Annotated in this window: 20 protein-coding genes and 1 riboswitch; of the genes, 2 read left to right on the top strand and 18 right to left on the bottom strand. The window is 36.3% G+C overall.

Annotation, left to right across the window (positions count from 1 at the left end; translation table 11 throughout):
• Nucleotide 1: 1 nt before the first annotated feature.
• The 14 genes from HZF24_RS11805 to HZF24_RS11740 all read right to left on the bottom strand — a co-directional run bounded on the left by HZF24_RS11805 (nucleotide 2) and on the right by HZF24_RS11740 (nucleotide 12940).
• Nucleotides 2-1705, bottom strand: a complete 1704-nt coding sequence (locus HZF24_RS11805; RefSeq protein ID WP_179238526.1) for an aldehyde ferredoxin oxidoreductase C-terminal domain-containing protein — start codon at nucleotides 1703-1705, stop codon at nucleotides 2-4.
• A gap of 14 nt (nucleotides 1706-1719) precedes the next feature.
• Complete coding sequence (locus HZF24_RS11800; protein WP_179238525.1) at nucleotides 1720-3198, bottom strand: tripartite tricarboxylate transporter permease; 1479 nt, start codon at nucleotides 3196-3198, stop codon at nucleotides 1720-1722.
• A gap of 12 nt (nucleotides 3199-3210) precedes the next feature.
• A complete protein-coding gene (locus HZF24_RS11795) occupies nucleotides 3211-3687 on the bottom strand; it encodes a tripartite tricarboxylate transporter TctB family protein (protein WP_179238524.1) in 477 nt (158 codons plus the stop codon).
• A 9-nt stretch (nucleotides 3688-3696) separates the two neighbouring features.
• On the bottom strand, nucleotides 3697-3876 hold the full coding sequence (locus HZF24_RS11790; protein ID WP_179238523.1) for an indolepyruvate ferredoxin oxidoreductase subunit alpha: 180 nt from the start codon (nucleotides 3874-3876) through the stop codon (nucleotides 3697-3699).
• A 73-nt stretch (nucleotides 3877-3949) separates the two neighbouring features.
• The gene (locus tag HZF24_RS11785) at nucleotides 3950-5050 is read right to left on the bottom strand and encodes a tripartite tricarboxylate transporter substrate binding protein (RefSeq protein WP_179238522.1); all 1101 of its coding nucleotides are present in this window, start codon (nucleotides 5048-5050) and stop codon (nucleotides 3950-3952) included.
• A 47-nt stretch (nucleotides 5051-5097) separates the two neighbouring features.
• A complete protein-coding gene (locus HZF24_RS11780; RefSeq protein WP_179238521.1) occupies nucleotides 5098-5862 on the bottom strand; it encodes a CoA-transferase subunit beta in 765 nt (254 codons plus the stop codon).
• Complete coding sequence (locus tag HZF24_RS11775; protein ID WP_179238520.1) at nucleotides 5855-6784, bottom strand: CoA transferase subunit A; 930 nt, start codon at nucleotides 6782-6784, stop codon at nucleotides 5855-5857. Before HZF24_RS11775 ends, HZF24_RS11780 begins: the two co-directional genes overlap by 8 nt.
• 1 nt (nucleotide 6785) lies before the next feature.
• Nucleotides 6786-7229: a hypothetical protein gene (locus HZF24_RS11770; RefSeq protein WP_179238519.1), complete on the bottom strand. Its 444-nt coding sequence runs from the start codon at nucleotides 7227-7229 to the stop codon at nucleotides 6786-6788.
• A gap of 56 nt (nucleotides 7230-7285) precedes the next feature.
• Complete coding sequence (locus HZF24_RS11765; RefSeq protein ID WP_179238518.1) at nucleotides 7286-7945, bottom strand: nitroreductase family protein; 660 nt, start codon at nucleotides 7943-7945, stop codon at nucleotides 7286-7288.
• Nucleotides 7946-8211: 266 nt separating this feature from the next.
• Nucleotides 8212-9258: an Ldh family oxidoreductase gene (locus HZF24_RS11760; RefSeq protein ID WP_179238517.1), complete on the bottom strand. Its 1047-nt coding sequence runs from the start codon at nucleotides 9256-9258 to the stop codon at nucleotides 8212-8214.
• 21 nt (nucleotides 9259-9279) lie between these two features.
• Nucleotides 9280-10455, bottom strand: a complete 1176-nt coding sequence (locus HZF24_RS11755; protein WP_179238516.1) for an NAD(P)-dependent malic enzyme — start codon at nucleotides 10453-10455, stop codon at nucleotides 9280-9282.
• Nucleotides 10456-10468: 13 nt separating this feature from the next.
• Complete coding sequence (locus HZF24_RS11750) at nucleotides 10469-11020, bottom strand: Fe-S-containing hydro-lyase (RefSeq protein ID WP_179238515.1); 552 nt, start codon at nucleotides 11018-11020, stop codon at nucleotides 10469-10471.
• A 30-nt stretch (nucleotides 11021-11050) separates the two neighbouring features.
• Nucleotides 11051-11896, bottom strand: a complete 846-nt coding sequence (locus HZF24_RS11745) for a fumarate hydratase (protein WP_179238514.1) — start codon at nucleotides 11894-11896, stop codon at nucleotides 11051-11053.
• Nucleotides 11897-12004: 108 nt separating this feature from the next.
• Nucleotides 12005-12940 carry a peptidase gene (locus HZF24_RS11740; RefSeq protein ID WP_312815192.1) on the bottom strand — a complete coding sequence of 312 codons (936 nt, stop codon included), beginning with the start codon at nucleotides 12938-12940 and terminating at the stop codon, nucleotides 12005-12007.
• Between the two features lie 453 nt (nucleotides 12941-13393).
• Here HZF24_RS11740 and ytvI point away from each other — a divergent pair, with 453 nt between their 5' ends.
• Both ytvI and HZF24_RS11730 read left to right on the top strand, forming a co-directional pair.
• Complete coding sequence (gene ytvI, locus HZF24_RS11735) at nucleotides 13394-14467, top strand: sporulation integral membrane protein YtvI (protein WP_179238513.1); 1074 nt, start codon at nucleotides 13394-13396, stop codon at nucleotides 14465-14467.
• 435 nt (nucleotides 14468-14902) lie between these two features.
• Nucleotides 14903-15024, top strand: a riboswitch (molybdenum cofactor riboswitch).
• Between the two features lie 76 nt (nucleotides 15025-15100).
• A complete protein-coding gene (locus HZF24_RS11730; RefSeq protein WP_179238512.1) occupies nucleotides 15101-16522 on the top strand; it encodes an aldehyde dehydrogenase family protein in 1422 nt (473 codons plus the stop codon).
• A 102-nt stretch (nucleotides 16523-16624) separates the two neighbouring features.
• Here HZF24_RS11730 and gdhA read toward each other — a convergent pair whose 3' ends face one another.
• From gdhA to HZF24_RS11710, 4 genes are all read right to left on the bottom strand, one after another.
• On the bottom strand, nucleotides 16625-17968 hold the full coding sequence (gene gdhA, locus HZF24_RS11725) for an NADP-specific glutamate dehydrogenase (protein ID WP_179238511.1): 1344 nt from the start codon (nucleotides 17966-17968) through the stop codon (nucleotides 16625-16627).
• Nucleotides 17969-18274: 306 nt separating this feature from the next.
• On the bottom strand, nucleotides 18275-18922 hold the full coding sequence (locus tag HZF24_RS11720) for a redox-sensing transcriptional repressor Rex (RefSeq protein ID WP_179238510.1): 648 nt from the start codon (nucleotides 18920-18922) through the stop codon (nucleotides 18275-18277).
• 142 nt (nucleotides 18923-19064) lie between these two features.
• The gene (locus HZF24_RS11715; RefSeq protein ID WP_179238509.1) at nucleotides 19065-19688 is read right to left on the bottom strand and encodes a DUF47 domain-containing protein; all 624 of its coding nucleotides are present in this window, start codon (nucleotides 19686-19688) and stop codon (nucleotides 19065-19067) included.
• Between the two features lie 15 nt (nucleotides 19689-19703).
• The gene (locus HZF24_RS11710) at nucleotides 19704-20759 is read right to left on the bottom strand and encodes an inorganic phosphate transporter (RefSeq protein WP_179238508.1); all 1056 of its coding nucleotides are present in this window, start codon (nucleotides 20757-20759) and stop codon (nucleotides 19704-19706) included.
• Nucleotides 20760-20831: the final 72 nt, after the last annotated feature.

The raw sequence follows: 20831 nt of genomic DNA, 5'->3' as shown, positions 1-20831 counted from the left end.
CTTAAACAATAGCTTTTAACATTTCCTCTTCTGTTAAATCAAATACTGCATTGGTCGGGCTTAAAGGTTCCTCATACAGATATTCGGGTAACTTGTCGTGTGCCGGACTTACTCCGGCTTTTATATTAAACTCCCTTTCAAGCTTCAATGTTTCAATTCCTAATTCCCAAATCGTATCTTTGTCAAAGCTGCTGCCTGATCTATAATTTACTATATTGGCAAGTATACTTGCATCTGCAAATAACGGACCTCTGGCAAACATGCAAAGCCCTATGCAGTCAAGTGTACCGATTTGTATTTGAAGCGTCCTGGACAGCTCTCCCTGGCTTTCGGTTCCTAATGGATCAACAGTTGCTCTTGAGCCAAAACAGTTTCCTGCAGTATGATCTCCTCCCATCGTAGACATAGAATATGTTACACCGTTTCCTTTCAACGCCCTTGGGTCATATCCCGCAAATCCCTGGCCCTTTCCTGTAGGTATTCTGTCACATCCCAATATCTGTCCTGTTAAAAGCGCACCGTTTCCTATCAATCTGCCAAGAGGAGTATTTCTGCTTATTTCATTTATCAATGCCATACAATCCTCTATACAACCAAATCTGCCGTACCCCATGTCGAGAGCAACACCCAATGCACATCCTGTTTCAATTGTATCTAAACCTAAATTGTTTATTTCATAATTTAACTGCGCAACCTGATCAAGATTTTTCATTCCTAAGTTAGAGCCAAGCAGTGCTATATTTTCATATTGCATTGTAGAAACTAATTTTTTACCGTCTTTATCCGGATAAATCGTACTGCACCTTATAGCACATATCTCCATGCATGAAAGAGCTAATTTTCCTTCACCGCCTCGGGACAAAATAAGTTCATTCATTTTTTCGCCGGACAAATCAGATACATGTTCGGTTGAACCATATCTGAAATTACATGTAGGAAGTGCTCCCATACCGTTAACTGCCTTTACAATAGCAGTTGTTCCATAATTATGATAAGTTCCCGTAACCTTGGGATCGCTTGCTAATTTTTTATTGTAATCCTTAGCTAATTCTATAAATTTTTCTTTATCTTTATATGTTATTAAATTACAGCCCTTATCATCGACTACAATTGCTTTGAGCCCTTTTGAGCCCATTACTGCACCCAACCCGCCACGGGCCGCAAATTTAAGCTCTCCTATGGAATCGCTTGATGCAATGCACGCACCTCTTAAACCTCTTTCTCCCGTAGGTCCGACACAAAGAATGCCTGTTTTCCTGCCGTATTTATTATAAAGATTTTCAACTGTATCGTAATTACCCAGATACTTTAATTTATTCATCACTTCAAGCTTGTAGCCATCTTTAGTTATAACAAGCACATAGCATTTATCATCTTCTGATTTTCCTTCAATAATGATTGCTTGTACTCCGCATTTTGACAGTTTGCCTCCGGCAACACCGCCGCAATTTGTCTCCTTAATGCCGTTTGTAAGGGGGCTTTTTGCTCCGATTGATATTCTGCTTGCACTTGAAGCAATAGTCCCTGACAACAAGCCCATAGCTATTACTAATTTGTTTTTTCTGCCTAAGGGCTCACAGGTTGGCTCCACCTCATCATATACAATTCTTGAGCTTAATGATCTTCCGCCTAAAAACTCATAATCTTTATTTATTTCACTTTTAATTTCATGAGTTGTCATATTAACTCTTATGATGCTTGACATATATATCACCCCGACTAATTTTCTGCTTCTGACTTCTTATTTGATTTAACTGTGAATGATTGAAGTACAAATGATGCTACCACTAAAATCAATATTGCTAATGCAAGCGGTCTTGTTATGAATGACATAAGAAGAGAAGATACCGAGCCTGCACTTATTAGCGCCTGCCTGAAATTAGTTTCAATCATTGGTCCAAGTATAATACCCAATACTATCGGCGACACGGGATATTCGCACTTTTCAAATAAATATCCTATAAAACCGAAGAAAGTCATTATTATTACATCATTAATACTGTTTTGCAGCGCATATGAACCGATAATACACAACATTGTAATCGTCGGAACTAATGCCCACTTTGGAAACTTTAAAACCTTCAGCATTATATTTGCTCCTAACAAACCGCTAAGATAAGCAAATACTATTCCTATTGCAAGGAATATTAATATATAATAAAAGTATCTTTTTTCTGTTATCATAAATGTTGGTCCCGGCAATAATCCATGCATATAAAAAGCACCTATTATAACTGCAGTAATTGAATCCCCCGGTATACCAAGTGTCAGCATCGTAGTTAAAGCACCGCCTATCGCAGCATCATTTGCTGTTTCAGGAGCTGCAACACCCTCATATGATCCTTCACCAAATGGTCTGTTTGGATTTTTAACTATGCTTTTAGTCGCTCCATATGCTACCAATGATCCAATGTCCCCGCCCGTACCCGGCAACAAACCTATTATCCAGCCTATAACAGCTGACCATGTCATCGTCGGAGCTATCCTTTTAATAATTTCTTTTTTAGGAAATAAATCTTTAATTTTATAGTTTTCATCAATTTTAAATGTTTTACTTCTCTTTAATTGAGTTAAAACTTCTTTCATGCCGAATAGTCCTATCATAGCTGCAATATAATTTATACCGCCGCTTAACACCTTGGAGCCAAGTGTAAATCTCATCAGACCTGTTATCGGATCCATGCCTATCATTCCAACAAATATACCTATAAAGGCGGCAATTAATCCTTTTGTCATTTTACCCTGGCTCAAAACAGCAACCAAGGTTATTCCCCATAAAGTGATTAAAAAGTATTCCTGCGGTCCAAACTTAAGAGCAATTTTTCCTAATAAAGGTCCCACCAGTCCAAGGATAGCCAAACCGAATATTCCTCCTATTAAGCTCACAAACAATGAAATTCCTAACGCATTATTTGCTTCACCCTTTAGCTTCATCGGATAACCGTCAAAAACAGTTGATACCGCAGCAGCTGTTCCCGGAATATTCAAGGCGATAGCTGAAATTGAGCCGCCCATAACACCTCCTGCAAATGCGCCTATTATAAAAGCCAAGGCAGGAATCATTGCCCAGCCGAAGGTCAGTGAAACCACCAATACTATAGTCATTGTTACAGTAAGCCCCGGAAGCGCACCCATTACCAAGCCGATAACACATCCTGCAAATATATATAATATGTATATCAATTCAAATTCTATCATTATTGCACCTCCCTACGGTAACATGACCTTAAATACTTCATGAAACACATAATATAAAACAGGTACTGTAATACAAGAAACAATAGCTGCATTTATAATTTTTTTACTATATTTTTCTTCATCATAATTCATAAATACCATTCCTGTTATTAAGAACAGGATGGATCCTAAGATAAATCCGATTTTACCTATTACTAAGGAATACGTTAAGACACCAATTATATAAATTATGACAACTACCATATCGTGCAGCAATTCTTTTGAATCATCCTTATTTGTTGTAACTGCTTTTTTTATGTCTTTTATTATTGTTAATATCCAACATACTAAAAGCGTAACACCAACAAGAAATGGAAAAATCAACGGTGAAGTTACTGAAAATAACTCAATGCCCTTATTGTTAACAAAGCCATAAATGCTAATCAATATAAAAGCAGTGATAGCTCCGACTATAGCTATTACTAACCAATCTATCCATCTCAGCTTCATAAGCTCCTCCTATTCCTCTTCGTAAATTGCTTCTTGAGGACAAGTGCTCATGCATGAATAGCATTCAATACACATATCAGGGTCTATGTAAGCTTTACCTTCTGCTTCATTTAATATTGCTGCACCTGCACCGCAAACCTCTGAACAAACACCGTCTCCGTTACATTTGTTTATATCTACTATTAACATAGCAACCCTCCTGTTATTTCTGTTTAGACAGCCCTTTGCCAAGCTTTAAGCAAGGGCTGTCATGAAAGCAATTTTATTCAGGTTTCTTAATTCCGAAATCCTCGGGAGAATTAGGAGCTGCCCCTGTTTCATATAACAGCCATGCTGCCTTTGATGTCCATTTTTCCAGATATTCATAAGCTGCTTCTTCATCGTAATCTATTTGAGTTAAGTACAATTTTGTGCAATATTCACTCCATCTTGGGTCAGCCATAGCTTCTGTCATTTTTTCCTTTAAGAACTGAATAATGTCGTCCGGAGTTTCTAACGGTGCAAACAATCCGAAATATGGTCCGTATGGAACATAATCCTTAAGTACAGGATAAACAGAGCTTATTGGAACTATATCATCAAGACCGGGAATCGGTTCGTTTGTAAACGAAGCCAATATCTTTAAATTTCCGCCCTTATGCGCTTCAACCATCGATTGTACCATTTCAATTGTTGCATCTACCTGACTGCCCATAACTGCAGTTATAGCCGGACCTCCGCCCTGAAACGGAACAAATGTAAATTCGGCACCAACATATTGTTCAAGCAACAGCCCGCTTATATGTGGAACTGTCGCAGGACCGGCAGTGGCAATTCTTAGTTCCCCAGGATGATCAATTGCATACTGGATTAATTGCTCTGCCGATTCAAATTTTGAATCCGGCGGAACTGCCAAAACGGGTGTTGCTTCAGCAACTAATTTAATTGGAATAAAGTCTCTTGTAGGGCTCATATCCATAGTGCCCATTGTCTGCCATACCGACATTATTTCCGAACCGAAAAATAACGTATATCCGTCAGCTTTTGCATCCTTTACACTTACAGCGGCAGTTGCGCTCGCAGCGCCCGGAGTATTTGTAATAGCAATACCTTCACCAACCAAATCCTGAAGAATCGGTACGATACCTCTTGCTATAACATCAGTCGGTCCTCCGGCTGAAAAACCAACAACAGCATTAATGGGTCTCTCCGGATATTTCAATTCGGGTTTTGCCGGTTCCTGAGGTGCAGCCGGTTCTGCCGGTGCAGGCACGGGAGCCGGTGGCGGTGCAGGTGTTTGAGTTTGTTGAGTACATCCTGAAAACCCAAAGGATGCAGTTAAAATCAAAGCGAGAACTAAACATAAAGTTTTAATCTGTTTCATTTCTACCTCCTTGGCAAAATAAATAATTTTTTTCATACGATTATATATTAAATATATAATTTTTTTGGGTCTATAACGTTTCTTAACAAATAGATTTCATTATCATCCGGCAAATCGGTTTCTTTCAAATCACCTGCAAATTTAATGTCAAATCCTGTGTTTTCAATAATCTGATCTTTAGTGACACCAGGATGAACTGATTCAATCTGCATTTCTCTCAGCTGATTATTAAAATTCATTACACACAAGTTAGTTATGATTCTTATACTCTTACACTTGGGCAGTCCGGAATTTTCTCTCGTGGCTCCTCCGTTTAAGTAACCTACCGTCGTTATAAAATCAACCATATCTACAATTTTTCTTTTTTGGTGTTTGGCTATGGCAAAAATATTCTTTGAATAGGATGCTATGTCTGCTGCTCCACCACTCCCGTTAATATGTCTGAAATAATCCTTTTCGTGTACTCCCGTGGAATTTATATTACCGAACTTGTCTATTTGCAAGCCGCCTAAAAATCCCACATCAACCAATCCTCTTTGCAGTATGTGACCCAGAGAACCTATAAAGCTTGTAAAGTAATCACTTCTGTACCATAATCTCGGATCGGCTATTCCAACACCTGTGTCAACGCTTTCAGGGTTTACAACTCCAATTTCAAATATGATATTTAAATGAGGAGCATGTGTACTTTTAGCAAGAAGCGTTGCAACCTGCGGTAATCCTAAACCAACTACTATATTTTGACCATCCTTAAGCAGCCTTGAGGCTGTAACAGCCATTAATTCATTAGTTGTAAATTTTGAATTACTCATATTTATCACCCCAAACCTTTTTATAACCGTAGACAGGGTCGGCTTTTAATTTATTTAATGCAGAAATACCGCCGCATTTTTCTAAAAATTCATTGTGATTGCTTGTTCCCGTAACATATTCATCTATGAATAAATCAAAATCTTCTTGTTTTTTATTGGTTTTAGCATACTTTGTCAACATATCACTATCATAATCATACATTTTATAAACAGCCGTAGGATAAGCTCCGTAAGGTACTTCTATGACTGCATGGGTATAAACATTAGGTATGACAACCTTTTCCGGATGCATCTTGATATACTCATTTGAAATAATCTGGTCTACAGTAACATACAGTTTTTTTGCTGCTTTTGCTAATTCCAGGTCCCACACAGGTCCATCAATCAATACATTTCCCTTTTCATCGGCATACGGAGCATGTATTACCGCATAATCAGGATTCAATGCTTTCATAAAAACATATTTTTCACCGTCACCATACGGAGATTCAGAAATCATAACAGACTCATCTTTCTTATCAAGCAAATTTTTTAAAATGTCAGTTCCTAACAATGTCTTTGTAGGTATATACGGAACTCCTAAAGAGCCTGCCAAAAATCTGTAGGTTAAGCTTAGTCCGCTGAACTCTCTTGCATCTATCGTTTTATTTTCAAACGCTTCATTGATTCTCTCCATTCTTCCGAATCTGTCCAGAGAACCACCGCCATAAGACAGCTTCTTTACAGATTTTGCTCCTACAAGCATATCCGTAGCCATACAGACTATAGGTTGATATATATTAAGGTCTTTCTTATTTTGCCTTATCATTTCGCAGGCAAAAGCTACGGGGCTTCTTGTTATTGCAAACCCGCCAAATGCAATTTCTGCACCATCTGGTATTTCTCTGACGGCATCAATTAAATTCATAACCTTGCTATTCATGCTAATTACCTTCAACTACAGCCGAATCAGCTATTTTAGCACATCTGATGCCGCAATACTCTCCCTTGATGTCTATCGGAAGCAATTCGGGAGACAGGCCAAGTTCACTTTCAATGGCACTCATAAACATATTGGCAATCGGACAGCTCAAAGGCTGCATACCCTTTTCATAGAATGAGTTGCTTATATTATACAGACAGCAATTTTTCATTTTAGCTTTGAATTCAATCTCATCCTGTTCTATTTCAATTTCTGTGCAGAATTTGTTTTCTATCAGCCAATTCTTTATCATTTCAATGTCATTCGCTTTTTCTCCAAGCTGAGATTTTATATAAGGTACACCTGTTAAGGTTAACCTATATCTTGCACCCTTCCCTCTTTCATCATAGAATGCCTTTTGAACCTCATACAGCATTTGATCTTTAAAGTTATTTATATCACTCATTTTATATCCTCCATAGCTTTCATTTAGATATTGGCGTTAATTATCTGGGCATCATATTATTCTTCGTAATATGCTTCTCCGAACTTTTCATTGAAGACCAAATCCTTTAAAGGAATTCTAGGTCTTGGATTTGCCATTTTAGCAGGATATCCTATTGAAATAATAGCAAACAGCTTATACTCATCAGTTATTTCGAAATACTCCTTCATTCTGAGCTCGTCTCTTATATCTATACATGGAGCTACCAGCCAGCATGCTCCCAAGCCTAAACTTGTTACCGTCAAAAGCATATTTTCAATAGCGGCAGAGGTATCAAAGGGAGCATCCCAAACCTCTTTTTTCCCTAATACAATTATGTTTACATCGGCTTCGCTGACAAATGACGATACATTACCGGAAGTCAATTTTTTATATGCGGCAATCTTTTTTTCTTCATCCTGTAAGCCTGTAAATCTTGCCTGCATTTGTTTGCTTAAAAATTCTCCTGTGAACCTTCTTCCGCTTCCATGTTTACCGACGTATGACAAGAAATCCTTACTGTCTTGGTCTTTAATCACAATAAACCTCCACGGCTGTGCATTTTCTCCTGAAGGTGCTTGTCTGGCACTTTCTAATATAAGCCTTAAATCTTCTTCTGTAATTCTTTGCTCCGTATACTTTCTTATACTTCTGCGGTCCTTAATTACCTGAAAGAATACTTCCTTAGTATTTTCCATATTGCACTCTCCTTAAATATTTTCGTTTTTTTATGAAAACGTTTTTATAGATTCTGTAATACTATTTATTATTTCAATATGCAAATTAAGTGCCATACAAGGTTTATTTTATAAAATAAATAAACCTTGTAATTTTAATGTTAATTGTTAAATAAAGTTTGGGATTATTTACGGTATTTCATTATGAAATATTAAATAGATTAAATTGATATTACGATATTTAATTATGAAAAGATTTCAATAAGGTTATTACCCGTCATTCAACGTTATAATTTTGTTCCATCGTATTTTTCTGCTAATTTGTTTAATTCTTCAATAACTTCAATTTCTACAGGTATGCCTAAGGATCTTCTTTCATCCATCAGTCTTTGTTCAATTTCACCTGCCATAAAAATTTCGTTATTACCTTTAGGAGGTAATGATTTTATATTATTTACAACTGAGTCAACATTCTTCTTATAAACATCAGTATCAATAAAGCTGCTGATATTTACGGCTATAAATACATGACTTGTTTTGGAAGGGCCGCTCATATCGGTAATATTCTTTACTTCACCAGTTAAGGAAGTATCTGTTAAAACACCGGTAAGCAAATCAACTATCAAAGATAAACCCGAACCTTTAACACCGCCGATAGGCACTAAACTACCCTTCAATGCCTCATATGGGTCAGCTGTGGGGTTGCCTTCCTCGTCCAACCCCCAATCTAAAGGTATTTCTTTATTTTGCAGTGCTGCCATTCTGATTTTGCCTCTTGCAACAGTAGACATGGACATATCAAGAACAATAGGTTTTTTATATTTTGCGGGCACAGCTACGGAAAGCGGGTTAGTGCCAAGCAATGGTGCCTTTGTGCCGAACGGAGCTATAGCAGGCGATGCATTTGTCATAACCAATCCAATCATATCGTCCTTTGATGCCATCATTGAATAATATGAAGCCACACCAAAATGGTTGGAATTTTTTACTGCCACCATCCCTATTCCATAAACTTTTGCTATGTTCATAGCTTCCTTCATTGCTTTATATCCCGCAACCTGTCCCATTCCGTTATCCGCATTCAGCATCGAAACAGCAGCAAATGGATTATTTATAAGTTTCATTTCCGGCTTGTTATTTACAACACCTTTTTCCATTCTTTCTATATATGTGGGTAATCTTATTATACCGTGTGATTTTACATTTCTCATTTCAGCAAACATTAATGTATCGCTCATAATTTCTGCTTCCTCTGAGCTCATACCGGCTTTTATAAACATGCCGATGCAAAATTCATTAAGTGTATTAAGATCATACACAATAGGTCTGTCCATACCATCACCACCTTATATTTTTTATAGTAATGCCACACCCGTACTTCTTGCTGCTTTCGCCACCGCCTCTGCAACCGCCGGTCTTACTCTTTTATCAAAAGGCATTGGTATTATGTAATCTTCAGTTAATTCTTCATCCGATATAAGCTCGGATAATGCTTTAGCCGCCGCTAATTTCATTTCTTCATTTATAGTAGTAGCTCTGACGTCAAAGGTACCTCTGAAAACTCCCGGGAATGCCAATACATTGTTTATCTGATTCGGATAGTCTGACCTGCCTGTTCCTACTACCCTCGCTCCTGCTTTTTTTGCAAGTTCGGGATCAATTTCCGGAACCGGGTTTGCCATTGCAAAAATTATGGCATCATTATTCATACTTTTAACCATTTCTTCCGTAACGATGTTAGCTTCCGATACTCCCATAAATACGTCTGCACCAATCAACGCATCTGCCAGACTTCCTTTTTTATTATCCTTATTAGTAACCTTCGCAAGCTCTTCCTTAGCCCAATTCATTCCTTTTTCTCTGCCCTTGCAGATAATTCCGGTTCTGTCAACCATCAGCATATCTTTTACCCCTATATTGAGTATTATCTTTGCAATAGCAACACCGGCAGCACCTGAACCGTTTATTACAATTACTAAATCCTCCATTTTTTTCTCAGTAATTCTAAGAGCATTCATTAAGCCTGCCAAAACAATGATTGCAGTTCCATGCTGATCATCGTGGAAAACGGGAATTGATAGTCTTTCTTTAAGTTTTCGTTCTATTTCAAAGCATCTTGGTGCCGACATATCCTCTAAATTTATACCGCCAAAAACCGGTTCAATCATTTCAACTATATTAACTATTTCGTCGGGATCTTTGGTTTTAACACAGATCGGAAAAGAATCAACTCCGCCGAATTCTTTAAATAATACAGCTTTTCCTTCCATAACAGGTATTGAAGCATAAGCACCGATATCACCAAGTCCTAAAACGGCAGTTCCATCCGACACAACCGCCACTAAATTGCCTTTTGATGTATAATCGTAAACTAAATTAACATCCTTGTGTATTTCCTTGCATGGCTCAGCTACACCCGGCGTATATGCCAGACTTAAGCTTTCTTTATCCGTAACGGGAACCTTGCTCATTAAATTTAACTTACCTTGATTATCCTTGTGCAATTTCAATGCATCATCTCTTAATGACATATGTTTACCTTCCTTATATTATTTTGTATTTTTCTTTGCCGATTTTGTATAAATCATTTCCTTGATTGTCTATTATTACTGTTACTGGAAAATCTTCAATTCTCAATTTATATATTGCCTCCGCACCTAAATCCGAAAATGCTATGACTTCTGCTTCCTTTATCGCTTCGGCAAGCAAAGCACCGGCACCGCCTACGGCTGCAAAATATACTGCATTATTCTTTACTATGGAATCAACAACCTGCTGATTTCTAAGACCCTTGCCTATCATTCCTTTAAGACCTTCGTCTATCAATAAAGGTGCGTAGGCATCCATCCTTCCGCTGGTGGTAGGTCCCGCAGACCCGATAACCTGACCCGGCTTAGCGGGACATGGTCCAACATAATAAATCGTTTGATTTTTTATATCCATTGGCAGCTCTTCACCTTTATTAATAAGCTCTGCCAATCTTTTGTGAGCCGCATCGCGGCCGGTATATATAATACCGCTTAATAAAACTCTGTCTCCTGCCCTAAGTTCATTAATCACTTCATCCGTTAACGGAGTATCAACTTTCTTTACCATTTCATATACCTCCACACTTTCAATAAAAGACTAAATTATTGCTTCCTGATGCCTTGCAACATGGCATTGAATATTTATTGTGACAGGCATACTTGCTATATGAGCAGGGAAAGTTTCAATATGTACGGCCAATGCTGTAGTTCTTCCGCCAAATCCTTGAGGACCGATTCCAAGCTTATTGATTTCCTCTAATAATTCTTCTTCTAATTTCGCTATATCAGGATTTGAATTATGTTCACCTACTGTTCTCAACAATGCTTGTTTTGCGATTAAGGTTGTTTTCTCTATCGTGCCTCCTACACCTATTCCGACTATTATGGGGGGACATGGATTAGAGCCTGCCTTGTCAACGGTATCTAATACGAATTGCTTTATTCCTTTTACACCATCCGAAGGCTTAAGCATTGCCAAAGCGCTCATATTTTCACTTCCGCCTCCCTTTGGCGCCAATATTAATTTAACTTTATCTCCGGGTACTATTTTGGTATGTATAATTGCGGGTGTATTGTCTCCTGTGTTTTTTCTGACCATGAACGGATCATCAACTGCCGATTTTCGAAGGTAACCGTTTTTATATCCTCTTCTGACGCCTTCATCTATTGCTTCGTTTAAATCTCCGCCTGTTAATCTTACTTCCTGCCCTAATTCTAAAAATATTACCGCAAGACCTGTATCCTGACAGATAGGCACATTGTTTGTCCTTGCTATTTCTTGATTTTTAATAATATCCTCAATTATTTCCTTTGCAAGGGGAGATTCTTCTTTTTCTAAAGCATCCTGTAATGCTTTTTTTACATCTTGCGGAAGATAATAATTCGACTCAATACACAGCCTTTCAACAGTCTTGGATATTAATTCTACATGAATTTCTCTCATTTTTTTCTCCCTCATAAAATATATATAATTATCTCTCCTGCAAGAAACAAATCAAACAAGAGAGATAATTTAACAATTTATCAGTATGCTGCAAATAGCAGCAACTAATTAATATGCTAAAGCGGCTTCTTTTACATCTGCTATTTGTGGATCTGCCTCTCCGGCTTTTAACTGAATTGCTTCAGGATAATATCTGTGAACCATTTCAAGAACTATGGCTGCCTGTCTGGCCATATCGATACCATTTTGTGCAGTTGTCAATTGACCATGCCCTGATACACATGAATTACCTGTTTTTAAGTAAACCGGTGAACAACATCGCACCATTTCAGGAGCTTCATACACTCTTATAAATCCGCCTGATCCCGGAGGATTGTCTGTATGTAAGTCTAACGGAACTTCAATTGTTTGTCTCAATGCAGCCAACATAGGGATTGACAAATCTCTTACAGGATTTATGGAGTCAGCACCTAATCTTTCAAGCAGCTTAAAGCTTGCGGGATTTCCTTGTCCGTTATGTGCCGAATTCTTGAATTTCATATCTTCAGGAAGCTGTCCTGCTTTTCTTGCTTCATCCAACACCCACAACAAACCTTCATCATAAACTATTAAGCCTCTTATTCCTGCTTCAGCTATACGTTTCGCATCTTCTATTGCTCTTGCAACTTGCTCTTGTCCTCTTAATCTGTATGCTATAACTCTTCCTTGTTCACTTAATCTTGTAGCACTTGTGTCATAAGCAGCTCTTGGCCCTATGGACATGTTCAGGCCGGAACCGTGAGCTTTACAAATAGCAGCATATTCTTTTAATTCAGTAAAGGTATGGCGAAATGCACCGTAGGTTTCGTCAACCCTGTTTATTTGTATACCTAATCTTTCTGCCTCTTCTATAAGTGCCTTACATGCTACCGCAGTATTAATAGTCGGGACCTCTATACCGAAATGAGCTCCTGAAGGAAATCTTTTTTCAGAAGTCGGGCAATCAAATGCATCACCTTTTGGTAAGCCGATACCTGATAAAAACTCTCTTGTATTTTCCATCATTTTGTTTAATCCTCCATAATCTTATTAAATGATATTTAACTCAAGCTTGAAATATAAAAATCTACCATTTCCGGATTTGGTACAATATTTTATTATTTGCTTGTATATGGAGCAATAATTATGCCAAAATAATAAAAAAACAATAATTAATTTTAATAAAATTTATAATGCTTGAATTTCAATAAATTCTACTGTCATGTATCTATAATTAATCAATAGTACATTACAAAAAAAATATATTTGTTTCAAAATGAAAAGTATATTTTAATAATGAAAAATATAATGAAATTCTTACGGTTTTCTAATCATATTTTAGTGATAATTATATATTATATAATTGGTTGTTACAATAATAAGTTTAGTTTGCAATAAAAACAATATTATTTTTATTTTTATTGCAAATAATAGCTACAAATATTATAATTATAGGAAAACATATTACAGGAGTCTAAGATGACTTTAGATGATAAAAAGAAATTTATAATTAATATAGCTTTTATAATTACAGCTTACTCAGTTCTGTATTTTGTATTTGTTTATGTAATTCATTGGATTATGCCTTTTATTGTAGGGTTTTTAATTGCACTTTCACTAAGACCGATAGCAAAATTTATCAGAAAGTATATTAAGGGTACGGGAAAGGGAGTCGCCATATTTGTAGTGGCTTTATTTTATGCCTTTGTAGCTATAATTCTATGGCTGTTTATTACTTTTTTAATTACCCAGCTTACTGACTTAATTTATGCAATGCCGAATCTGTATTTCAACAAAGTAGAGCCATTGCTGCTGGAATTTAATGATTGGATAGTAGCAAATACGGAGCTTATCTCCGAGGATGCGGCTACAACCTTATCGCAGGTTATTACAAACGGAATTAACTATATTTCAGATGTTATTAAAAACGCCTCAATAAACATAGTACAAATAGCAACAAAGATAATATCAAATTTTCCGTTATATTTAATTTCAGTAATATTTACGATAGTTTTATCAGTCTTTATAAGTGTTGAATATGACAACATTATAGCTTTTATAAAAAGACAGCTTCCTGACAAATTCAACTCAACCTTTGAAGAATCCCGAGTATTCTTAGTAGGAAAGGTCTGGAGAATGATAAAATCTTACATAATAATTATGTTTATTACTTTTTTTGAGATTCTGGTGGGCTTATCCTTTTTGAAGGTCAAATATGCTTTGCCTATTGCTGCGATAATAGCAATACTTGATATAATGCCTGTGTTGGGTACAGGAGGAATATTAATACCGTGGGCAATTGTTGAAATCATATTAAAAAATTATACCTTAGGATTTGGATTGCTGGCATTGTATTTGGCAGTAACTGTTATCAGAAATGTGATTGAACCAAGAATTGTAGGATATCAGATTGGCCTTCACCCTATCATTACAATTACCGCAATGTATGCCGGGCTTAGATTATTTGGATTCTTCGGATTGCTTATCGCTCCGATAACTGCAATAGTTGTAAAATATTTAAACGATACAGGAAAAATAAATTTATATAAGTAAGCAGACAGCCCAAATCTTGATTTGGTGCTGAGCTTATCCTGAGCAAAACCGAAATTTGCCCTAACCCCAATTTCTCAGAATTTTTTTCTGAGAAATGGCTGGTAGGTCATTCGCAACGAATTCCCAATGTTTGCGACCAAAGGGAACTAAAACATTGGTGAATTAGACTGCGGATCTCGTTGTACAAAAGATGAGATCCTTCACTTCGTTCAGGATGACACAAGCGAAGTTTATCAATAACCTGAGATTATGCAATAGCATAATCTTTTTATTTACAACTTTTCAAATTGAAAACATCGTATGTTAATTTGAAATGTATAATGTTTGTTTAATAAGTGTTTTTCCCGTCATTCATGGCAATTTACCTTAGTTTTAATCCGAAATATCAACAAGCCTAATAATGGCACAATACTTGCTATATATTTTAACAGATTAAAATTTAATATGGTTCAAGTCCTCAAAGTCTAAGGGCATTGCCTATGATTTTTGGACCAATGAGTTTGTATAAGAAATTTGCAGGCTTTCCGTGTTTGAGAAGAACCTTAAGCTTAATTCGGTATTTTGTATCAGACGTGCTTTTTTGGTTCACTCGTCTGATTTTTTTATTTATAAAAAATTAATTGGAGGATACTTATGAAACACTACAAATTATTCATAGGCGGAAAATGGGTGGATTCAGATGAAAGGTTTAACGTTACCGATAAATATAACGGCAATCCTTTTGTGACAATAGCCCAGGCTACGAAAGAAAATGTAGATACTGCTGTTATATCTGCAAGAAATTCATTCAATAACAACTACCTTACACCAACCACGCGATATAATATTTTGATGAATGCAGCTGAGATAGTTATACGAGATAGGGAGATACTGGCGGAAATTTTATCTAGAGAAGTAGGAAAACCCATCAGTGAAGCCAGAGGAGAAGTATCCGGAGTTATTTTAAACTTTAAGAATATGGCTGAAGAGGCAAAACGAATAACAGGAGAAATGGTTCCTATAGATGCAACCTCCGGATTTGAAAATAGAATCGGCTTTACTCTAAGGGTACCTGTTGGGATAGTTTGTGCCATTACCCCGTTTAATTATCCCCTCAGTTTATCTGTATCTAAAGTTGCTCCCGCAATAGCTGCCGGCAACGCCGTAATTTTAAAGCCTACTCAACAAACTCCGGTCAATGCATGTAAATTAGTTGAAGTATTATTAGAAGCCGGATTGCCGCCGGAGCACATACAATTGGTTATGGGACCGGGATCTACCGTCGGTGAAATGCTTCTGAATAATAATGATATTAATTTTTACAGCTTTACCGGAAGTGCCGAAATAGGAGAGCATATAACAAACACCATAGGAATAAGACGCTCAACTATGGAGCTCGGCAGCAACGCTGCCGTCATAGTACATAAAGATGCTGATATAGAAGCCGCTGCTAAGGAATGTACATTAAAAGGATTTTATAATGCAGGACAAGTATGTGTCTCTATCCAGAGAATAGTTGTCCATAAGGATGTATTCGAAAAATTTGTCAGCATATCAAAAAAACATGCTGAATCTTTAGTTTTAGGAAATCCGATGGAAGAAAATACAACAATGGGACCGATGATCAGTAAAAAAGAAGCAGAACGAGTTGCCAAATGGGTTGATGAAGCAGTATCCCAAGGTGCAAAGACAGTTTGCGGAGGAAAAATTCATAATGAAATATTCTATCTTCCAACAATTTTAACAGATGTAAAAAAAGACATGAAAGTATACAACAATGAAATCTTCGGACCTGTAATTATAATAAATACATATGATGATTTTGATGAGGCGATAAGCTATGTTAATGATTCTGTTTACGGTTTGCAAGCAGGAGTCTACACAAAGGATATACATCTCGCAATGACGGCAGCCAGAAAAATACAATGCGGCGGAGTTATAATTAACGATACTTCATATTTTAAGGCGCGCAATATGCCTTATGGAGGACTGAAAAAAAGCGGTTTTGGCAAAGAAGGCGGAAAATATGCGGTTGAAGAAATGACCGATGAAAAAATGATTGTTTTGAACGTATAATCAGATGGTACAAATCTCCGGAGCCAGCCGTTTATCCTGAGCGAATGGAAAACAAACTAAAAGCAAGGTCATACACCTTGCTTTTATTATTTATTTATCTAATTAAATTATACCTTGTGCCATCATAGCATCAGCTACTTTTTTGAATCCTGCTAAATTAGCTCCGGCTACTAAGTTATATCCTAATCCGGCTTCTTCTGCTGCTGCAACACTCATGTTGTAGATATTTTTCATGATGCCGTGTAATTTTTCATCAACTTCTTCGAATGACCAAGCATATCTCATAGAGTTTTGAGCCATTTCCAATGCTGATGTAGCAACTCCGCCTGCATTAACTGCTTTTGAAGGAGCAACTATCATACCGCTGTCCATGATGTATTTTAATGCTTCATTTGTAGTAGGCATGTTAGCAACTTCTATATAATATTTAGATCCACTTGCTACTATTTTCTTAGCTTCATCCATGTTTATTTCATTTTGAGTAGCACATGGCATATAAACATCAGCTTTAACACCCCATGGTTTTTGTTTTGGGAAGAATTCTACTCCAAATTTATCAGCGTAATCCTGAACCTTATCTCTTCCTGAATTTCTCATTTCTAACATGAAATCTTCTTTTTCGCCTTTCACTCCGTTTGGATCATAAATATATCCGTCCGGACCGGAAATAGCTACAACCGTTCCGCCTAATTGATTAATTTTTTGAACTGCACCCCAAGCAACGTTACCAAATCCTGATATTACAAATGTCTTGCCTTTAACTTCCTCACCAAAATGATTTAATACTTCCTGTGCATAGTAAACAGCGCCGTATCCTGTAGCTTCTGTTCTCGCCAAGCTTCCGCCGTATGGTATACCTTTACCTGTTAATACGCCGTTTTCGAAAGCTCCCCTTATTCTTCTATATTGACCATACATATATCCAACTTCTCTTGCTCCAACACCTATATCTCCTGCAGGAACGTCAACATCCGGTCCTATATGTCTGAATAATTCAGTCATAAATGCCTGACAGAATCTCATTATTTCTGCATCTGATTTTCCTCTTGGGTCAAAATCAGAACCACCTTTTGCTCCGCCTATCGGTAAGCCTGTCAATGAATCTTTGAAAGTTTGTTCAAATGCCAAGAATTTCATTATGCTTAGGTTTACTGAAGGATGGAATCTCAAACCACCTTTGTAAGGTCCTATAGCTCCGTTAAATTGAACTCTATATCCTCTGTTAGCATGAACTGTTCCGTTGTCATCTACCCATGAAACTCTAAATGATATTACTCTTTCCGGTTCAACTATTCTTTCCAACAATCCAGCTTTTTCATACTCCGGATGCTTTTCTATCATTGGCTCTAAAGTATATAATACTTCTTCAACTGTCTGAATAAATTCTGGTTCCTGAGAATCTCTTTTTTTAACTGAGTCAATGATTCTTTCAATATATGCATTCATATGTGTAAAACCTCCATATAATTATAAATGTTTTCCTCCTTTATTATATCAAAAGCAAGTTACAATACAACAAATTTAATATTAACTATTTGTAATTTAAAACTTTTATATAGACAAGCAGTACACATTACATGTATTTTTTAATTTAAAATGCATTTTTTTAATATATAATTATTTATATGTTAACAAAACGTAATAATTGAATTTGATAAAAGTTATTGTTAGGGCATAAGTTGAATGTAGCAAATAGGGTCAGTACATAAAAAAACAGAGATAATATAATTAAAATCTCTGTTTTTAAAAAAATTATTCGCTTTTTTTCTTATTCATTTGATTGTAATAATATGTCAATGAAAATAGACTTTCATTCAAATGAACATTTTCCACATGTACATAATCAGGCATTTTCAAATCTTTCGGAGCAAAGTTCCAGATGGCTCTTATGCCGCACTGCACTAATTGTTCGGCAACTTGTTGGCTTACACTTTTCGGAGTACATATTACTGCAATATCTATATTTTCTACGTTCAAAAATTCTTCCAATTCGTCAATATCCTTTATTAACGCATTTCTCATAGACATTCCAATTAATTTCGGATTTTTATCAAACAATGCTACAACTTCATAATCTGCCTCATAGAAACCGGTATAGTTTGCAATTGCCTGACCAATATTTCCGGCACCGATAATAATTATTTTATACTTTTTATCTAAGCCAAGAATTCTCGCAATCTCATTGCGTAAGTTTTCTACATCATAGCCAAAACCTTGTTGTCCAAAACCTCCAAAGTTGTTCAAATCCTGACGTATTTGGGATGCTGAAAAGCCTGTCATCTCACTTAATTCTCTTGATGAGGTCTTATTAAGACCCATCTTGGTCAATTCTCCCAAATACCTGTAATACTTTGGCAATCTTCTTATTACTGCAGGTGAAATTTTATCATTATTGTTCATATGCATGCCTCCTGCTTATATTTTAACAAACATTTTTTAACATTGCAAATGTTTTTTTGCAAAATAAACTTTTTTTCACAACTTTTTTACATTTTTTTAAGCAATAATATTTGATTTAAGCAATTTAATATATTTTCAAATGTTATGAATTTTTCATTATAATGCTTTCAACTACATTCACTGCCTGCTCACATGCGTCACAGCATTTTTCAAATCTGTTAAAAGCAATTGTCCAGCTCATTAATTCAATCGGATCCTTCGACGTCATATGCAATTTTCTGACTGCTTCCGTATATAAATTATCTCCATCTTCTTCTAATTTATTTATATAAACAATTTTATCATGAATAACTTTTGATTTTCGGAAATTCTTAAACTCTTCCAAAGTAATTTTCAATTCTTCACAGCTTTTTAAAATTAATTTTGAAAATCTTAATGCCTCATTTCTGATTTCCTGAACATTGTACATATACATATGTATCAGTACGTCCTCAACACAATCCGTTATATCATCAATTTCATGAGTAAGAGTTACAATATCTTCTCTCTCAATAGGTGTTATAAATTCTTTTGACAACCTTCTCGTTATTTCATGTCCGCATAAATCAGCTGCATGCTCTATATCGTGCATCTGCTTCATTTTTTCTTCTAAGGTTGAAGCCTCAAAATTTATTAATACCTCATCCAGCATTTTAGCAGCATTACAACAATATTCGGATAATTTTACAAATGCGTCAAAATAATCAAATTCTTTTTTGCGAGCCATAATTCACCTCTAAATTTAGTTAAATACAATCATAAATAATTTTGCCATCAAATAACCTATTAATCCACATCCGGGAAATGTCAATATCCAAGTCAAAACCATCTCATTAACTAATTCCCAATTAACGGATGATATTCTTTTTGCCGCGCCTACACCCATAATAGCTGTTGTCTTTGTATGTGTCGTGCTTACCGGAATTCCTGAAACCGAGGAAATCAAAAGGCAGGTTGCGGCTGCCATATCAGCGGAAAATCCTTGATACTTTTGTAAACGGCACATATCCATTCCCACTGATTTTATAATTTTATATCCGCCTATTGAGGTGCCTAAAGCCATAACAAGCGAGCATAAAATCATCATCCATGTTGGAATGACAAAATCTGTAACATTCGCTTGTCCATTAGCTAAATAAATTCCAAGCATAAAAACTCCCATAAACTTTTGACCGTCCTGAGCTCCATGCATAAATGCCATGGCGGCACCACTGGCAACCTGAGCATTTTGAAAAAAAACGTTTGTTTTTCGTCTGTTAAATCCTTTAAAAATCACTTCCATCAGCTTTACGGTTATCCAGCCAAGCGCAAATCCTAAAAAAGTAGATAAAACCAAACCATATAATACCTTAATCCATTCATTTCCGTTTATGCCGGATAAACCGTTATGTAATGAAATTGCAGCACCTGAAATTCCCGCAATTAGTGCATGGCTTTCGCTGGTAGGTATACCAAACCACCAGGCAGCGGTAGCCCAGATTACTATGGCAAACATTGCAGCACACAAAGCAATTAAAGCTTCCCTTGAATTTCCTCCGAAATCAACCATATTGTAAATGGTTTGAGCAACATTGGCATTTATAACAGTCATTACGAAAACACCAAAAAAATTAAAAACCGCCGCCATTAAAATAGCTGACCGTACAGATATTGAGCGGGTTGAAACACATGTTGCAATGGCATTCGGTGCATCAGTCCAACCATTAACCAGGATTACTCCCATCATTAACAAAGCTGTCACCAATAAAATCGGATTAGAAATTGCCTGTGCCAAAAAATCAGAAAAAGATACAACCATAATTTCTCCTGTTTCTATTTTTTATTTTACAAAAAATAACACCCTTATTTTACACAGCAAATTAAATATAAC

This window comes from Sedimentibacter hydroxybenzoicus DSM 7310, assembly GCF_013403245.1.
Lineage (GTDB): Bacteria > Bacillota > Clostridia > Tissierellales > Sedimentibacteraceae > Sedimentibacter > Sedimentibacter hydroxybenzoicus.
This window is presented reverse-complemented; position numbering and strand designations above follow the sequence as displayed.

Bases quoted from the DNA above. Each gene is read 5' to 3' on its own strand.
- HZF24_RS11720 (WP_179238510.1), bottom strand. From the start codon at position 18,922: ATGAACAATAATGATAAAATTTCACCTGCAGTAATAAGAAGATTGCCA.
- HZF24_RS11730 (WP_179238512.1), top strand. From the start codon at position 15,101: ATGAAACACTACAAATTATTCATAGGCGGAAAATGGGTGGATTCAGAT.
- HZF24_RS11740 (WP_312815192.1), bottom strand. From the start codon at position 12,940: ATGATGGAAAATACAAGAGAGTTTTTATCAGGTATCGGCTTACCAAAA.
- HZF24_RS11790 (WP_179238523.1), bottom strand. From the start codon at position 3,876: ATGTTAATAGTAGATATAAACAAATGTAACGGAGACGGTGTTTGTTCA.
- HZF24_RS11715 (WP_179238509.1), bottom strand. From the start codon at position 19,688: ATGGCTCGCAAAAAAGAATTTGATTATTTTGACGCATTTGTAAAATTA.
- HZF24_RS11745 (WP_179238514.1), bottom strand. From the start codon at position 11,896: ATGAGAGAAATTCATGTAGAATTAATATCCAAGACTGTTGAAAGGCTG.
- HZF24_RS11710 (WP_179238508.1), bottom strand. From the start codon at position 20,759: ATGGTTGTATCTTTTTCTGATTTTTTGGCACAGGCAATTTCTAATCCG.
- gdhA (WP_179238511.1), bottom strand. From the start codon at position 17,968: ATGAATGCATATATTGAAAGAATCATTGACTCAGTTAAAAAAAGAGAT.
- HZF24_RS11760 (WP_179238517.1), bottom strand. From the start codon at position 9,258: ATGGACAGACCTATTGTGTATGATCTTAATACACTTAATGAATTTTGC.
- ytvI (WP_179238513.1), top strand. From the start codon at position 13,394: ATGACTTTAGATGATAAAAAGAAATTTATAATTAATATAGCTTTTATA.
- HZF24_RS11750 (WP_179238515.1), bottom strand. From the start codon at position 11,020: ATGGTAAAGAAAGTTGATACTCCGTTAACGGATGAAGTGATTAATGAA.
- HZF24_RS11795 (WP_179238524.1), bottom strand. From the start codon at position 3,687: ATGAAGCTGAGATGGATAGATTGGTTAGTAATAGCTATAGTCGGAGCT.
- HZF24_RS11765 (WP_179238518.1), bottom strand. From the start codon at position 7,945: ATGGAAAATACTAAGGAAGTATTCTTTCAGGTAATTAAGGACCGCAGA.
- HZF24_RS11775 (WP_179238520.1), bottom strand. From the start codon at position 6,784: ATGAATAGCAAGGTTATGAATTTAATTGATGCCGTCAGAGAAATACCA.
- HZF24_RS11805 (WP_179238526.1), bottom strand. From the start codon at position 1,705: ATGTCAAGCATCATAAGAGTTAATATGACAACTCATGAAATTAAAAGT.
- HZF24_RS11785 (WP_179238522.1), bottom strand. From the start codon at position 5,050: ATGAAACAGATTAAAACTTTATGTTTAGTTCTCGCTTTGATTTTAACT.
- HZF24_RS11800 (WP_179238525.1), bottom strand. From the start codon at position 3,198: ATGATAGAATTTGAATTGATATACATATTATATATATTTGCAGGATGT.
- HZF24_RS11780 (WP_179238521.1), bottom strand. From the start codon at position 5,862: ATGAGTAATTCAAAATTTACAACTAATGAATTAATGGCTGTTACAGCC.
- HZF24_RS11755 (WP_179238516.1), bottom strand. From the start codon at position 10,455: ATGTCATTAAGAGATGATGCATTGAAATTGCACAAGGATAATCAAGGT.
- HZF24_RS11770 (WP_179238519.1), bottom strand. From the start codon at position 7,229: ATGAGTGATATAAATAACTTTAAAGATCAAATGCTGTATGAGGTTCAA.